Genomic DNA, 15,351 nt, shown 5'->3' with positions numbered 1-15,351 from the left:
AATGGTTTTTACCTGACTCTAACTCATAAAAACGACTAAAATAGCCATATTATTATTTCCCCCAAAGTTAAGGAAACAATTTGTTTTTAAAAGGAGAACCTCTACCTTGTTTTGTATTTTTTAACACGATTTTCCTGTTTAATAACAAATATTGGACTGAAGCTCCTGGTTTGTACGATTCTCTTTATCGGAAAGCTTTCACGAAGCAAATTTATTGCAACATGGCAAAGCCGAAGGTCTCAATTTTTTCCATAAAGATGCTGAAAATGCCAGCCAGCAAAATGCCAGCCGTACAGAATATCAGGCTTGCTTTGTTATACACATCCGTTTGCAATGCCGGAATCGGATGTTCATTCCGATCGATGAACATTGCCTTTACTACCAGCAGGTAGTAATAGAGCGAGACAATGGTGTTAATGACCGCAATCAGCACCAAGACATAAAATCCTTGTTCCATGGCTGCGGCAAAAATAAAGAATTTGCTGAAAAATCCCGCGAGCGGCGGAATACCTCCCAGGGAAAACATCGACAACATCATCACGAAACTCAACATCGGATTGGTGCTGTACAATCCCTTGTAATCGCCGATATTTATTTTACCGGTGCGGTTTTCGATAGCGGTGACCACCCCGAAAGCCGCCAGATTGGAGAACAGGTATACAAATATGTAATACACGAGTGTGGTCATGCCGAATGCCGTTCCCCCGACAATACCCAATACTATGTATCCTGCCTGGGAGATGGAAGAGAATGCCAGAAAACGTTTTATGTTTTTCTGGCGAATGGCGAACAGGTTGGCCAGGGTGATACTCACAATGACCAGTCCATACAGGATGCCCTGCCATTGCCCGACGAGGTTGCCGAATACTTTGTACAACAGCAGCGCCAACGCAAACAAGGCTGCTCCTTTCGATACTACCGAGAGGTAGGACGTGACGTTTGTGGGAGCGCCCTCGTATACATCGGGTGTCCACATATGGAACGGGACGAGTGAGATTTTAAAGAATATCCCTGCCATAAAGAAGACGAATGCCATTATCTGAAGGGTGTTGGCACCAATCAAAGCAGGTATATCGGCAAAGTAAAGCGTACCTGTCGTGCCGTAAAGGTATGAAATCCCGAACAGCATAATCCCTGACGAGAAAGTAGCCAGAAGAATGTATTTGGCACCGGCTTCCGCTGATTTTTTACTCTGCTTCTCCATGGCGGCAAGCGTTCCAATGGGGATGGAAGCCATTTCCAGACCTATATAGAACAGAAGGAAATGACCGCTCGAGATCATAAAATAAAATCCGAGCAGGGTGACCAGTGTAAGAAAGTAATATTCACCCCGTTTATTGCTCAGTTTCTCTCCGTTGAACGCCTCTGCCTGAAGGAATATGATCAGGGTGGCGATATTGAGGATGGTTTTGACTACCCCTGCCATGGGGATATAAGTGTACATGCCACCGAATGCCGTACCGGCTTCATGCGGCAGTAAATGTAGGACCGTATGTATAGCGAACAGGGTGAGGGTCACCGGTTGAAAGTATTGCATTCCTTTCCTGCCCGCTATCAGATCATATGCTAACAGGGAAATAATGACTACCACTAGCGACACCTCGCTACGCATACATAAAAAATTACTGAAATTCTCCATTTCCTTCGTATCTGTTTTTTACTTTATCAATCCCACACTTTCATTCAACATATCGGACAGTCCCAGGGGAAACATACCGATATAGGCGATTCCCGCGGTCAGGATCACTACTGCCAGTTTCTCATACCAGACGGCATCGGTAAGTTCGTTATGGTGCGGATTTTGCATAGGCCCGTAGAGAAACTTGCCGACCATCCGCAGGATGTAGACCGCAGTAACAACGATAGACGATAGGGCAATTACCGTTAATACCCTTCTGAACAGATCGGCATTTTCGAACGAACCGATGAAAATGGTCATCTCCGATACAAATCCACTGAGCCCGGGAAGCCCCAACGATGCCAGCCCCGCGATTACGAATGCTACTCCAAGGAAGGGAATCACCCGCATCAGTCCGCCCATTTCGGTGATCATGCGGGTATGCGTCCGTTCGTAAATCGTCCCTATCAGGGCGAAGAACAAAGCTGTCATCAACCCGTGCGAAAGCATTTGCAGTACGGCGCCCGTCATGGCTGTCCGGGTAAGCATTAAAACGGCAAAAAGCACCAGATTACAGTGACTGACGGAGGAGTAAGCGTTGATATATTTCAAATCCCGCTGGTGTATGGCCGCCAAAGCACCGTAGAAAACCCCTGTTGCGGTGAGTACGAGGAACAAAGGGGCCAGTATGTGTGCAGCATCAGGCATCAGGCAGATAGATACACGGAAGCATCCGTATCCCCCTAATTTCATCAGCACGCCGGCATGAAGCATTGAGACGGCGGTAGGGGCCGAAGCATGGCCGTCGGGCGACCATGTATGGAACGGGAAGAGGGCGCCCAGCACTCCAAACCCTATAAAAGTGAGTAGGAAGAAGAAAAGTTGTTTATCCAACGGAATATCGATATGGGCAATATCGGGTATATTCATGCTTACCGCCCCGGCGCTGAAATAAATTCCCAGGATTCCCACGAGCAGTAACGCGGAAGCGCCCATCAGCATCAGCGTGAGCTTCATGGCGGAGTACTCTTTTTTTCCGCTACCCCAGATGCCGATCAACAGGTACATGGGGATAAGCGCTATTTCATAGAACATGAACATGGTGAACAGGTCGGTCGTTATGAAAAAGCCGAATACTCCCAGCGAAAGCAGACAGAACCACAGGAAAAACTCTTTGGTAAGCGGTTGGATCTTCCATGAGATGAATGTGCCGGTGAGTACGATCACCGAAGAGAGACACAGCATGGCCACCGACACCCCGTCCACGCCCAGGGAAAAGCCTATATTCAGCGGCTTATACCACATGTGGGACGATGTGAGGAGCATGGTTCCGGTGGCTCCACCGTTCCCGGCAGTGATATAGCGTATCGCCAGATAAACGGATGCCGCTGCCAATGCCGCACTACCGGTTACCATTATACTCAGCACCTGTTTGCGGTTTCTTGCGGCAAACAAGGAAAGTAACATAAGTACCGGTATCAGTATGAATATTGTTAAAAAGTTCATGATCTATTATTTTAATGTGCCAATGAGACTAATGTGCCAATGAGACTGATATGTCAATATGCCAATGTAATAATTGTTTTGCCAATTTGTTTTGTTCTTTACTCTTTACTCTTTATTCTTTATTCTTTATTCTATAAAATCGCCAATACCGTAATCAGTAGCGTACTTAACAGGAATACCCAGGCATACCATTGCACGCTTCCCGACTGAAAACCCCTGACAGCTTCGGATGTACGTGTCGTAAGCCATCCTAAGCCATTCATGGCTCCATCGATCACATGGCGGTCTAACCAGGCAAACGGGCGGGATATGCCGTTAAAAATAATTTTCCTGGTAATGAACTGATACACTTCATCTATATAAAACCTGTTCCAGGCGGCTTTATACAAGCCGCGTGTCTTGTCTGCAAGCCGTGCCGGACGTCGGTTTTCTTTCCTGTAGAGAAATGTGGCCGCCCCGATTGCTGCCAATGCGACTAAAATACTGATAACAGCCACAGTGGTATCTAAATGAATGATATATTGTGTATGGTCGGCGGTTACGAATTTCCCGAAAGGAATAAATCCTCCGGCAATGGTGAGAAGGGCTAAGAACATAAGCGGGTAAGTCATCGACCGGGGACTTTCATGCGGCGTGACATTCCCGTGTACTTTGTATTCTTTGCCCCAGAAAATGCGATAATAGAGGCGGAACATGTAAAAAGCCGTCAATCCTGCCGTGAGGGTCATCCATATCCCCATCCCCGTACTAAAGCCATAGGCGGCGGTCATGATCTCGTCTTTGCTTACAAACCCGGAAAAAGGAGGAATCCCCGCTATCGCCAGGCAGGCTATCAGGAAGGTGATATGGGTGACAGGCATATATTTCCTTAAACCGCCCATATCTTTCATTTCGTTACTGTGCACGGCATGGATAACAGAGCCGGCTCCAAGGAACAACAGCGATTTGAACATGGCGTGGGTGAACAGGTGGAACAGGGAAGCCATATATCCCAGCCCGCCGTGTGCATGTTGCCCGAGTTCCCTACTTGTGCATACCCCGAGCGCGACCATCATAAATCCTATCTGGGAGATGGTGGAAAAAGCGAGTACCCGTTTAATATCGGTCTGTACAATAGCGATGACCGCAGCAAACAGGGCGGTAAAGGCACCCACATAGGCAATCCCGTGCAGTACTTCCGGAGTGAAACCGATATAAATGGGAAACATCCGTGCCACCAGATAGACACCGGCCACCACCATCGTAGCTGCATGTATCAGCGCCGATACGGGAGTAGCTCCTTCCATGGCATCAGGCAGCCAGATGTGAAGGGGGAACATCGCCGATTTGCCGGCGGCCCCGGTGAATATCAACGCCATTGCCCAGGTAAGGGCGGAGGTACCTATAAAAGTAGAACCCATAGAACGGTTGAGAATAGCGCCGCCGCCCGTCATCAGAGTGCCGAAATCGAATGTCTGGGTGAAGTAAGAGAGCACCAGTATGCCGATAAGGAAAAAGAGATCGGCAAAGCGGGTAACGATAAAAGCTTTTTTAGATGCCGCCACTGCCGCCGGTTTAGTATAATAGAACCCGATAAGCAGGTAAGAAGAAACACCCACCAGTTCCCAGAAAATATACATCTGGAAGATATTGGTGGCCAGGACTAAACCCAGCATAGAGAATGTGAACAATGACAGGAACGCATAATAACGCTGGAATCCTTTTTCCCCTTTCATATATCCCATGCTGTAAATATGCACCATCAGCGACACGGTGGAAATTACCACCAGCATCATGACGGAAATAGGATCGAGCAGGATACCCAGGTCGATATGCAATTTCTCTCCGACATGCAGCCATGTGAAATTACAGGGGACGATAGTCTGCCAAATGCCGTTTATATTTTGGGTAGTAAAATAAGCGTAGGCGGTATAATATGACAACAGTGCAACCGTCGCAAGGGTTACGGTGCCTGCGATCCCGGCGACAAGCGGCTTTAATTTCGTGCCCGGTAAACCGATGGCCAGAAATGAACACAAGGGTAGCAGCAGAATAAGTATTGTATAGTCCATATCCGTTATTTCTTCATTTGTTGTATATTATCGACCTCTGTGTTGCCGAATTTCCGGTATACGTTGATGACGATAGCGATAGCGACTGCGGTTTCACATGCCGAAACGGCAATCACGAACAATGCATAAAACAAACCCTCCATCCGTTCGGGGAACAGGTAACGATTGAACGCGGCGAAGTTGATATCGACGGAGTTCAGGATCAATTCGATAGAGATAAGGATCATAACCAGATTTTTCCGGGTAAAAAAACCGTAGATCCCGGCGAAAAACATAATCAGGCTTACGATCAGGTATGCCGCTAAGGGGACAGCCGCCCCGGATGTATTTACTATGAATTCTCCCATATACTTATTTATCTAAATCCTTATTATCGGTAGATTCAACACTCTTCTCTTTTCTCGCGATCATGATGGCGCCGATGATACAGGCAAGCAATAACAAACTGATTGCCTCAAAGGGAAGCAGGAACTGGTATTTTCCGGTACCCAGCATCGCATACCCGATATCCTGCATTTTCATTTCGTACTCTTTCACGTAACTATAAGTACGCGTCACATTCTGTACAATGATATACCCACATACAATCAATCCGCCAAAGGAGAGTAACATCGATGATTTTACTTTCCGGTTCGTTCGCCGGTCAACGATTTCGCCCGGTCTGTGGGTAAGAAAGATAGCCATGATAAACAGTACCATGATGCCTCCGGCGTACACGGTAACCTGTACGGCAAAGAGAAAATGGTAGTGAAGCATCAGGAATAATCCGGCTGTGGCCACTAGTACGAACAGCAGATAGATTGCCGAACGGATGATCCGTTTACTTGTGACGGCCAGCACTGAAAACAAGGCTATTGCGACTGCCAAAATGAAAAATATAATTTGTTCCGCCATAATTCAATAAATTTAGTCGTTTTCAAATTTTATTGCACTTTTTCTCGCGATAACAGAAGACGAATTTATTCGTATTATGTAATATCGCTTGACGAAAAAGTTTATTTTTTCTTATCTCTTAATTTCGACCCCGGTTTATTCAGTTGGTGAACCAATTTATTCCTGTCGAATACCGCTCCTTCAAAGTCGTTGTTGAATACAATGGCGTCGGATGGACAGGTGATGACACAGAGATTGCAGTAGGTACAACTTCCGTAATCCCAGATATGCTTATCCAGGATTTTTTTCTTTTTTCCTTTTTCCGTTTCAATTGAAACGGATATGACCCTGATAGTGCCGTTGGGGCAATTCATCATGCAAATGCCGCAGGCTGTACAGGCATGTTCATTGTTTTCGTCGTGCGGCATGATAAGCTCGGCACGCCAGCGGTCGGATATGACCAATGTTTGCCTGTTTTCGGGGTATTCCATGGTCACTTTCTTCGTCCAGAACTCTTTCCAGGTGACACCCATTCCTTTCAACAGCGATTTCAGTGCCGTGAAAATTCCGGAAATATATTTTGTAAATGATTGCATATCGTTATTTATCCATTATCATTTATCCATTATCATTTATCCATTATCATTTATCCATTATCATATTCTAACCTATGGAGTAATTCCGAATATATTAGGAAATAGGCCCGTTAAAGTCCATCCGGCCAGTACGGTTACCACCATGGCGATGATATTTACCAGGTTGATAGGGAGAAGATATTTCCATTCCAGATTGAGCAGCAGGTCGATACGCAAACGCGGGAAAGACCAGCGCACCCATAAGCTGATGAATACAAGCATTGCTGTTTTCCCGATAAACCAGACGTACGAAGGGATGTACCACATTATCTGATTGAACGTATCCATGCCTTTTAGCTGGAAGGGCATCCATCCGCCCAGAAAGACGGTGGTAGCTACGGCGGCGATAATAAACATGTTGAGGTATTCGGCCAGATAGTAGAAGCCGAATTGCATACCGGAGTATTCCGTATGATATCCGGCAGTAAGCTCCCCTTCCGCTTCGGGTAGGTCGAACGGTGCACGGTTGGTCTCTGCATGCCCCGAGATAAGATAGATAACAAATGCTACTATGGCCGGTAGGTGTCCATTGAAAATATTCCATGCATAACGCTGGTTCTCCACGATCTCCGACAGTTGCATGGTGCCGGTCATCACCACCACGGTCATCAGTGCGAACGCCGCCGAAAGCTCGTAGCTGATGAACTGGGCGCCGCTTCTCATAGCCCCGATCATGGAGTATTTGTTGTTGCTCGACCAGCCTGCCAGCAATACACCGATGACTCCCAGTGAAGAGACGGTAAGCAGGTAAACGATCCCCATATTGAAGTCGACCGCTTGTAATCCTTTACCGAACGGTATGGCGCCGAAGGCCATCACCGACGAACATATCACAAAAAAAGGAGCTGCATAAAACAAAAACCTGTCCACTCTGTTGATATGGATAATTTCTTTGATCAATATCTTGATCATATCGGCTATACTCTGAATGGAACCGTATTTACCGAGGCGGTTGGGCCCTAATCGCGCCTGGAAAAAGGCGGTTATTTTACGTTCCGCATAAATCAGTATCAACGCGATTACGGCATAGGCAGCTAAAATAGTGATGAGTACCAGTATGCTTTCTACCAATGACGCCCAAAATGGCGGCAGATTATTCCTGAAAAATATATCAAGATGCGAGAGCAGTCCTGTCAGTTCTAATGGTTGATTATAGTTCATAGGATTAAAACTATTCGTTTTTTGAGGCTTACCTGTCTATATCGGGTATCACGTAATCCATTGAACCGCCGATGCCGATAAAGTCAGAGAGAAGCTCCTCCTTACAGATCAGCGGCATCACGGAAACGGCTGCCATCGAGGGTGAGCGAAATTTCACCCTGTAAGGATACTTTTCGCCTTTACTCTCTATAAATACACCGAATTCTCCCTTGCCGGTCTCCACATTTTGGAAATATTGTCCTTCGGGCAACCGGAGGACGGGTTTTACCGTCGCCAGTACATCGCCTTCAGGAATATTGTCGATCAATTGTTCGATGAGGTGCAATGACTCCTCTATTTCTTCCAGCCGGTTCAGATAACGCGCGTAGGAGTCGCCTTCGAGCCGTATAACCTCCTTAAATTCTATCTGATCATAGAGGGAATAAGGTTTATGTTTCCGTACATCGCATGACCAGCCCGAACCTCGCCCGGCAGGACCTGTCACGGCATAACTGATGGCGTCTTCACGGCTGAGGCGTCCCACGCCGACCATACGCCTGAGTACGATGGCGTTGTGTGAGAAGAAATCGTCATATTCTTTCAGCTTTTCACGCATATAGGGGATAAATGCGTTCACATCTTTCCGGAAATCGCCGTAGATATCGAACATCACCCCTCCAACCACGTCCTGGTTGATGATAAGCCGGCCCCCGCAGGTCTTGTCAAAAATATCCAGGATATATTCACGTTCCCTCATGCCATAAATAAAAGCGGTGGTAGCGCCCAGGTCGTTGCAGTGGGCGGCGAACGCCAATAAGTGGGAGCTGATACGGTTCAGCTCGTCCATGATAACACGGATGTATTGGGCGCGGGGCGGCACTTCAATTCCGGCAGCCTTTTCCACACACATACAAAGCGCATGGCGGTTGATATTGGCCGAAAGATAGTCTAAACGGTCGGTGAAGTGCAGTATCTGTGGATAGGTAAGGCTTTCGCACAGCTTTTCGATTCCGCGGTGAATATATCCGCTTTTCACATCGATTTTCTTGACGATCTCACCGTCGAGCGCCGTCCTGAAGTGCATCACCCCGTGTGTGGAGGGGTGTTGCGGCCCTATGTTGATTATATAATCCTCCTCATCGAATATCTTGACGGTACTTTCCATCAGATTCCCGCCGGCATCTTCCATAATACGGGGAGCAATGTCAACAATTTCTTTATTTACTATGGTAATGGGGTTGTGCGCCGGGTCGCCATCATAGTCTTTGCGCAGGGGGAACCCCTTCCAGTCGTCCGACAGGAGGAAGCGGCGCATATCGGGATTGTTGATAAACCGGATACCGAACAGGGCATATACTTCCCGTTCATTGAGATGGGCCGTTTCGTACATATCCGTAACCGAATAGAGAAGCGGATTATCACGATCGTCTGTTGCCGTGATGACCACTATTTCTTTGCTCAGGTCTCTGGAAGAGGAGAGGAGATAGATAACCCCCAGTTTATCTCCCCAATCCATACCGGTAAGGCTGATCAGGTAATCGAAAGGGAGTGCCTCGTGGGCATAGAGGGCGCTGATCAGAGAATGTAACTGTCCGGGTGCGACGGTGACGGTGAGTTTCTGTTTTTCTTCGATGACCGCGTCGCTTACCGTTTCCGATACAACCTGTTGAATATCTTTCATACGATTATTTATTTAGAGTAAAGAGTAAAGAATAAAGAGTAAAGACGATTTACTGATTCACTCATTAGTCTCATTAGTCACATTCGCACATTAGTCTCATTAGTCACATTCGCACAAATATGCCTGTTTCCGAAAAATTTTTCGACCTTCACCTTGCGTTGCAACTGGAGTAAGCCGTAGAAGAGTGATTCGGGGCGGGGGGGACAGCCGGGAATATAGACATCCACAGGGATAATTTTGTCAACGCCGTTGACAACGTGGTAGGAGTTTACAAATGGACCTCCCGATATGGCGCAGGCTCCCATAGCCACCACATATTTCGGCTCTGCCATCTGGTCGTACACGCGGCGTATAAGCGGAGCCATTTTATTGACGATCGTGCCGGCCACTACCATCAGGTCGGCCTGGCGCGGGCTGTTACGTGAGACTTCCATTCCAAACCGGGCGAGGTCGTAATGTGCGGCAGCCGCCGCCATAAATTCAATACCGCAACAACTTGTGGCAAAAGCCAGGGGCCATAAGGAGTTGGCTCGTCCCCAATTGACCATCTGGTCGAGTTTGCCTACTATTACTTGGGTGCCGCCGGCATTGAGCTGGTCGATATACGCTTGCAGCGTGTCGTTGTCTTTGAACTCTTCGGCAGGGAAATCCTTAATTTTTATATTTTTTACGTCCATTTTAAAACACCCTTTTTCCAGGCATAGGCAAGTCCTAAGCCCAGGATTACGATAAAAATCAAAATACTGACCAATCCTGCCATTCCCAGATCCCGTACTACTGTTGACCATGGAAAAAGGAAGATTGTTTCCACATCGAACATCAGAAAAAGAATGGCATATAAGTAATATCCCACCCTGAACTGCATCCAGGATGTGCCATGCGTGGGAAGCCCGCACTCATACGGTTCCCCCTTCTGGAAATTGACGGATTTTGGGGAAAGGAGCAAAGCAATGGTTATGCTTACCGTTACCAGAGTAATGCCCGTCAACAGGACCACCACGAAGAGTGATAAGTTATCCATGAAAATATTATTTTGTTGTGATTGTAATAAAACCCGTCTCTACGTCCTTATTGTCATAAGGACGGAAGTTGAATTGTCCGGAGCCAGTAAAAACAGCCGAAAGCAGAGTAAATAGCTACACCTGCACAGGAGCGCTAAGTATTTTTACGAAAATCAGTGAAGATCGATGGGAAGGGAGTAAATAACCGTGTTCAATGTCCCTGACAACAGCCGTGTCAGGTATCAGTAAAAATTATGATAGGGGTATATGATCTTTGTGATAGGAAGTCCTATTTGGATATTTCTAAAAAAAGATGAATAGAAATGTACAAAATTGTTGATCTTTTCTTCAATAACGAATAAGTCGAAACAGTTTCCAAGAAAGAGATAAGAGAAATAGACGAAGGCATTCATCACTTCATTGGGGCAATTGGAGGGGGAAAACAGATGTTCCATAACCGAATCGCGGACAAATTTCGGAAGTTCGGTGTTTGCTTCGATATTATCTTTATAAACATTCTTGTTATTATCGTACTTCTGTGGTGTTAAGCCTGCCGCTTGGGAAAAATGAGTATCAGCATGTTTCTTATCGGAAGAAGAGGAATACAGGAAAGTATAAAAAGTGCCGGTCGAACTATCATAAAACATAAACTGTCCGACTATCGACTGTAAAGTGATGGAAACACAAAACAAATAAATAAGAAACTGTTTCACCATTAAACAATAAATTTTTTACATACCCCGTACAGATTAAATCTAAAAATTGATTGTGTCAAACCTCAATTTCAAATCTATTTTTTGAATTCGCGTGCAAATGTAATGAATAAATATGACTTCACAAGATCTTATGGATAAATAACAATTATTTCACCTGCAGGTGAAATAACTTATGCAGCTTGTCCCGTTTCTGTGACATTCTTCTTGTCGGAATGAGTCGTTATTCGTGCGAGGCCGATGAAAACGGCTGAAAGCAGGGTGAACACATATGCCTGAATGTAGGCGATCAATAACTCTACGAAATCGATGAAAACGGTAAAGATGATTGAGACAAGGGTCATGGAAGCATTGATGGCCATGCCCATACCTGCCGTGATAAAAATAAGCATCGTCAGCCCTAATACGATGGAGTGCCCGGCCATCATATTGGCAAAAAGACGGATCATTAATGCGAACGGCTTGGTCAATGTTCCTATGATCTCTACTACCGGCATCAGGGGAATGGGTATCTTGAGCCATGTAGGTACATCGGGCCATAAGATCTCTTTGTAATATTCTTTCGTGCCGGTCAGGTTGATTATAAGGAACGTAGTGGCAGCGAGAACCAACGTTACGGCTATGTTGCCCGTGACGTTTGCGCCTCCCGGGAAGACAGGAATTAATCCCAGCAGATTGTTCGTGAAGATGAAGAAAAAGACGGTAAGCAGGTAGGGGGCATATCTCTGGTAATCTTTGCCGATAGAAGGTTTTATCACTTCATCGTTAATGGATAGCACGAGCATTTCGATCATTCCCGTGAATCCTTTCCGGGGTTTCATCGGGTCACGCTTCAGCAAGCGGGCTACCCCCATAATTATCAGTATGATCAGAAGAGAAGCAAACAGCAGGGAGGCGGCATTTTTGGTGATTGAGAGATCCAGCGGGCGGGAGATATTGCCACCGGCATGCGTTTCTACGATTTTCCCTTTGTGTTTTCCTTCCGATGCGATTTTAAATCCATGGTAAGAAGTTGTCCCGTGTTGAAAACGCGAAGATGGGAAAAGATGCCATCCGGTGGTTTTACTATAGAGTATCACCGGGAGAGGGACAGCAATATGCTTTGTGCCGTCGCTCACGATCTGCCATTCATACGAGTCGCTTAAATGTTCGGAGATAAACTCTTTTGCATTCAATTCCTCTGTTCCGTTACGCTGGTTACCGCCACACACCGGAGAAGCAGTGAGGAAAAGAACGGCTAAAAGACCGGATATATATAATTTTCGTTTCATTGGTCCATATGCTTCGGGGAAGATTTTTGTTGTTTGTCTTTATATTTAAAATAGAGTTCCATTCTGATATAGATGTATGTTTCCCAAATCAGGTTGATAAGATAGAAAACCACAAAAATAATCGCGAAATTACGAATGTGCGGCTTGTCCAGGAACCAATATAGGAGTATGATGACCACCGACATAAATATCTTGATCATACGCATAAGCATATAAAGATTGACTACCTTTTTGGGTTCGCCGACGGGGGTACGTCTGAACCGGTAAATAAAAATAATCCCCATCAGGTAAAAAAAGAGAGGGATAATGTAGTAGTAGTCGACCATTATCTCGGGAAAGAAGTTGTCCAGAATGAACCAGATGCCGAATCCGGTGATGAGCAACAGGGTCGTGTGCACAATAAGAAAATATATTGCGAGTTTTTTCATCTTCAATGAATTTCATCAATACAGACAGTTATTTTATTATTGTGCATTTCCATCAATCCATCCGTTACTTCCATCTGCCGGATCTCTCCGTTCACCGTGAACGAAAGCATTCCTTTGCCAAGCGTCGAAATGATCGGGGCGTGGTTGTTGAGTATCTGGAACGATCCCAATGTGCCGGGTAGAGTCACGGAGTCTGCCTCTCCGCTATAGAAGACCGATTCGGGTGTAAGAATTTCCAGTTTCATCTTATCAATTACCAATTACCTTTTCGCTTTTAGCTTTTCACTCTTCACTCTTCACTCTTCACTCTTCACTTTACCTGCTCTGCTCCATCAGCCTGTCGCCTTTTTCAATGGCTTCCTCAATAGTTCCCACGTTCATAAATGCCGATTCGGGGTAATGATCGAGGCTGCCGTCAAGGATCATCTTGAATCCTTTGATGGTATCTTCAATGGAGACCATCACGCCGGGTTGTCCTGTATATTGTTCGGCCATGAAGAAGGGTTGGGAGAGAAAGCGTTGCACCTTGCGGGCACGGTTGACCGTGAGGCGGTCTTCCTCCGAAAGTTCTTCCATACCCAGTATGGAGATGATGTCCTGCAGTTCTTTATATCGTTGCAGTATTTGCTTTACCTGCATGGCAGTATTATAATGCTCTTCTCCTACGATAGGGGGAGTGAGGATACGCGACGACGATTCCAGGGGATCTACCGCGGGATAGATCCCCAGAGAGGCGATCTTGCGGCTGAGTACGGTGGTAGCGTCGAGATAGCTGAATGTGGTGGCCGGTGCCGGGTCGGTGAGGTCGTCAGCCGGTACATACACGGCCTGGATCGATGTGATGGAACCGTATTTCGTAGAAGCGATACGTTCCTGCAGCGTACCCATCTCTGAAGCCAGTGTGGGTTGATAGCCCACGGCGGAAGGCATGCGTCCCAGCAGGGCCGATACTTCAGATCCCGCTTGTACGAACCGGAAAATGTTGTCGATAAAGAGCAGTGTGTCGCTGCCTTCACCTCCCCTATCGCGGAACGATTCGGCCACCGCCAAGCCGGTAAGGGCTACTGATGCACGGGCGCCGGGAGGTTCGTTCATCTGACCGAAAACCAATGTGGTCTGGGATTTTTTAACCTCTTCGTAATCGACCTTGCTCAGATCCCATTTACCCTCTTCCATCCCTTTTTTGAATGCATCACCGTACCTGATAACCCCTGACCCGATCATTTCCCGGAGCAGGTCGTTGCCCTCGCGCGTCCGTTCCCCTACACCTGCAAAGACGGAATAACCGTTATGTCCTTTGGCAATATTGTTGATCAACTCCATGATGACGACGGTCTTTCCTACGCCGGCGCCTCCGAACAGGCCTATCTTTCCACCCTTCAGGTAAGGCTGGAGCAGGTCGATTACCTTTATGCCCGTGATAAGTATTTCCTCAGAGGTGACAAGGTCTTCGAATTTGGGTGCCGGACGATGGATAGGATATTGGTTCTCACGGCTGAGTTCCGACAGGCCGTCGATGGGACTGCCGATCACATTGAGTAATCTTCCCTTGATCTGTTCTCCCACGGGGACGCTGATAGGGCGGCCCAACGCTTTCACAGAAAGGCCCCGGCTAAGGCCGTCGGTACTTTCCATCGCCACGGTGCGGACAATATTCTCGCCGATGTGGTGTTGTACTTCCAGGAAAATATTCTGGCCGTCGGAACGTTTTACGTAGAGGGCATCGTCAATAGCGGGCAGTTTTGTTTCCTGCGATCCGGAAAGTTCAAAATGCACATCTACCACCGGCCCTATGATCTGAGAAATGTGTCCGTATAACGCTGACATAATTATTGGGATAGGGTTTATAATCAATGATGGTCTTTGGCAAAGGTACAAAATAAAACGATTGTGCAAATAAATTAAATTTTATTTGCACAACCGCTGAAAGAGCCACAAGCGAGACTTGAACTCGCGACCTACGCGTTACGAATGCGTTACTCTACCGACTGAGCTATTGTGGCTTGTAAGGAGAGTGCAAAAGTATAAAAAATAATGATACACACCAATCCCTTCAGGCTTTTTATTGTAAAACAAAAAACGGATGGCCAAATGACCACCCGTTTTTTTAGTCTGATAGATAATCAATTACTTTTTAGCTTCAATCTGCTTTTTATTTTGCTGGTTGAGGATGAGCTTGTAGGCGACAGGAGAAGCTACGAACAAACTGGTAACCGTTCCTACTACCACACCTATGAGCATCGCGAAAACGAAACTCCTCACGGCGTCACCCCCAAATAAAAGGATACAGATGATCACGAGGATAGTACTCAACCCGGTGTTGATGGTACGGGCCAGCGTGGCGTTCATGGAGTCGTTAAAGAGCTCTCTTAATCCCCGTTTCGGATAAAGCTGCCGGTACTCACGCACACGGTCGAACACCACCACCTTGTCG

Annotated in this window: 15 protein-coding genes, 1 tRNA gene and 1 pseudogene; all 17 read right to left on the bottom strand. The window is 46.5% G+C overall.

The genetic code is table 11. The features are described from left to right. Window positions 1-211: 211 nt before the first annotated feature. Window positions 212-1,639 (bottom strand): NADH-quinone oxidoreductase subunit N, encoded by a 1,428-nt coding sequence (locus Q0502_RS11645; RefSeq protein ID WP_298650904.1) that lies wholly within the window; start codon window positions 1,637-1,639, stop codon window positions 212-214. An 18-nt stretch (window positions 1,640-1,657) separates the two neighbouring features. After that, on the bottom strand, window positions 1,658-3,124 hold the full coding sequence (locus Q0502_RS11640; RefSeq protein WP_298650902.1) for an NADH-quinone oxidoreductase subunit M: 1,467 nt from the start codon (window positions 3,122-3,124) through the stop codon (window positions 1,658-1,660). Window positions 3,125-3,255: 131 nt separating this feature from the next. Next, complete coding sequence (gene nuoL / locus Q0502_RS11635) at window positions 3,256-5,175, bottom strand: NADH-quinone oxidoreductase subunit L (protein ID WP_298650900.1); 1,920 nt, start codon at window positions 5,173-5,175, stop codon at window positions 3,256-3,258. Between the two features lie 5 nt (window positions 5,176-5,180). Further along, on the bottom strand, window positions 5,181-5,522 hold the full coding sequence (gene nuoK / locus Q0502_RS11630) for an NADH-quinone oxidoreductase subunit NuoK (RefSeq protein WP_298650899.1): 342 nt from the start codon (window positions 5,520-5,522) through the stop codon (window positions 5,181-5,183). Between the two features lie 4 nt (window positions 5,523-5,526). Then, a complete protein-coding gene (locus Q0502_RS11625) occupies window positions 5,527-6,069 on the bottom strand; it encodes an NADH-quinone oxidoreductase subunit J (protein WP_298650897.1) in 543 nt (180 codons plus the stop codon). 101 nt (window positions 6,070-6,170) lie between these two features. Beyond that, a complete protein-coding gene (locus tag Q0502_RS11620) occupies window positions 6,171-6,644 on the bottom strand; it encodes a 4Fe-4S binding protein (RefSeq protein WP_298650895.1) in 474 nt (157 codons plus the stop codon). A gap of 72 nt (window positions 6,645-6,716) precedes the next feature. Continuing rightward, window positions 6,717-7,844: an NADH-quinone oxidoreductase subunit NuoH gene (gene nuoH / locus Q0502_RS11615; protein ID WP_298650893.1), complete on the bottom strand. Its 1,128-nt coding sequence runs from the start codon at window positions 7,842-7,844 to the stop codon at window positions 6,717-6,719. A 28-nt stretch (window positions 7,845-7,872) separates the two neighbouring features. Then, window positions 7,873-9,504, bottom strand: a complete 1,632-nt coding sequence (locus tag Q0502_RS11610; protein WP_298650891.1) for an NADH-quinone oxidoreductase subunit C — start codon at window positions 9,502-9,504, stop codon at window positions 7,873-7,875. Window positions 9,505-9,581: 77 nt separating this feature from the next. Then, window positions 9,582-10,181 carry an NADH-quinone oxidoreductase subunit B gene (locus Q0502_RS11605; protein WP_298650889.1) on the bottom strand — a complete coding sequence of 200 codons (600 nt, stop codon included), beginning with the start codon at window positions 10,179-10,181 and terminating at the stop codon, window positions 9,582-9,584. Then, entirely contained in the window at window positions 10,172-10,525 is a 354-nt protein-coding gene (locus tag Q0502_RS11600) for an NADH-quinone oxidoreductase subunit A (RefSeq protein ID WP_298650887.1), read from the bottom strand. Before Q0502_RS11600 ends, Q0502_RS11605 begins: the two co-directional genes overlap by 10 nt. A 222-nt stretch (window positions 10,526-10,747) precedes the next feature. After that, on the bottom strand, window positions 10,748-11,221 hold the full coding sequence (locus tag Q0502_RS11595; RefSeq protein WP_298650885.1) for a hypothetical protein: 474 nt from the start codon (window positions 11,219-11,221) through the stop codon (window positions 10,748-10,750). A 170-nt stretch (window positions 11,222-11,391) separates the two neighbouring features. Then, window positions 11,392-12,489, bottom strand: coding sequence for a F0F1 ATP synthase subunit A (atpB, locus tag Q0502_RS11590; RefSeq protein WP_298650883.1), 1,098 nt, complete (start codon window positions 12,487-12,489; stop codon window positions 11,392-11,394). Continuing rightward, window positions 12,486-12,917, bottom strand: coding sequence for a hypothetical protein (locus Q0502_RS11585; RefSeq protein WP_298650881.1), 432 nt, complete (start codon window positions 12,915-12,917; stop codon window positions 12,486-12,488). Before Q0502_RS11585 ends, atpB begins: the two co-directional genes overlap by 4 nt. A gap of 2 nt (window positions 12,918-12,919) precedes the next feature. Further along, a complete protein-coding gene (locus Q0502_RS11580) occupies window positions 12,920-13,162 on the bottom strand; it encodes a F0F1 ATP synthase subunit epsilon (protein ID WP_298650879.1) in 243 nt (80 codons plus the stop codon). A 70-nt stretch (window positions 13,163-13,232) separates the two neighbouring features. After that, window positions 13,233-14,744, bottom strand: coding sequence for a F0F1 ATP synthase subunit beta (gene atpD, locus Q0502_RS11575; RefSeq protein WP_298650878.1), 1,512 nt, complete (start codon window positions 14,742-14,744; stop codon window positions 13,233-13,235). Between the two features lie 103 nt (window positions 14,745-14,847). Beyond that, window positions 14,848-14,920 (bottom strand) — tRNA-Thr (locus Q0502_RS11570). Between the two features lie 124 nt (window positions 14,921-15,044). Further along, window positions 15,045-15,351 (bottom strand): annotated as a pseudogene (locus Q0502_RS11565) (protein translocase subunit SecDF); the annotation flags it as partial.

It is taken from the genome of uncultured Proteiniphilum sp., assembly GCF_937873925.1.
Lineage (GTDB): Bacteria > Bacteroidota > Bacteroidia > Bacteroidales > Dysgonomonadaceae > Proteiniphilum.
Note: the sequence above shows the minus strand (reverse complement) of the source record. Positions and strands in the feature narration are given on the sequence as shown.

Bases quoted from the DNA above. Each gene is read 5' to 3' on its own strand.
- Q0502_RS11610 (WP_298650891.1), bottom strand. From the start codon at position 9,504: ATGAAAGATATTCAACAGGTTGTATCGGAAACGGTAAGCGACGCGGTC.
- Q0502_RS11595 (WP_298650885.1), bottom strand. From the start codon at position 11,221: ATGGTGAAACAGTTTCTTATTTATTTGTTTTGTGTTTCCATCACTTTA.
- Q0502_RS11645 (WP_298650904.1), bottom strand. From the start codon at position 1,639: ATGGAGAATTTCAGTAATTTTTTATGTATGCGTAGCGAGGTGTCGCTA.
- Q0502_RS11625 (WP_298650897.1), bottom strand. From the start codon at position 6,069: ATGGCGGAACAAATTATATTTTTCATTTTGGCAGTCGCAATAGCCTTG.
- nuoL (WP_298650900.1), bottom strand. From the start codon at position 5,175: ATGGACTATACAATACTTATTCTGCTGCTACCCTTGTGTTCATTTCTG.
- Q0502_RS11600 (WP_298650887.1), bottom strand. From the start codon at position 10,525: ATGGATAACTTATCACTCTTCGTGGTGGTCCTGTTGACGGGCATTACT.
- Q0502_RS11585 (WP_298650881.1), bottom strand. From the start codon at position 12,917: ATGAAAAAACTCGCAATATATTTTCTTATTGTGCACACGACCCTGTTG.
- Q0502_RS11580 (WP_298650879.1), bottom strand. From the start codon at position 13,162: ATGAAACTGGAAATTCTTACACCCGAATCGGTCTTCTATAGCGGAGAG.
- nuoH (WP_298650893.1), bottom strand. From the start codon at position 7,844: ATGAACTATAATCAACCATTAGAACTGACAGGACTGCTCTCGCATCTT.
- Q0502_RS11640 (WP_298650902.1), bottom strand. From the start codon at position 3,124: ATGAACTTTTTAACAATATTCATACTGATACCGGTACTTATGTTACTT.
- Q0502_RS11605 (WP_298650889.1), bottom strand. From the start codon at position 10,181: ATGGACGTAAAAAATATAAAAATTAAGGATTTCCCTGCCGAAGAGTTC.
- atpB (WP_298650883.1), bottom strand. From the start codon at position 12,489: ATGAAACGAAAATTATATATATCCGGTCTTTTAGCCGTTCTTTTCCTC.
- atpD (WP_298650878.1), bottom strand. From the start codon at position 14,744: ATGTCAGCGTTATACGGACACATTTCTCAGATCATAGGGCCGGTGGTA.
- Q0502_RS11620 (WP_298650895.1), bottom strand. From the start codon at position 6,644: ATGCAATCATTTACAAAATATATTTCCGGAATTTTCACGGCACTGAAA.
- nuoK (WP_298650899.1), bottom strand. From the start codon at position 5,522: ATGGGAGAATTCATAGTAAATACATCCGGGGCGGCTGTCCCCTTAGCG.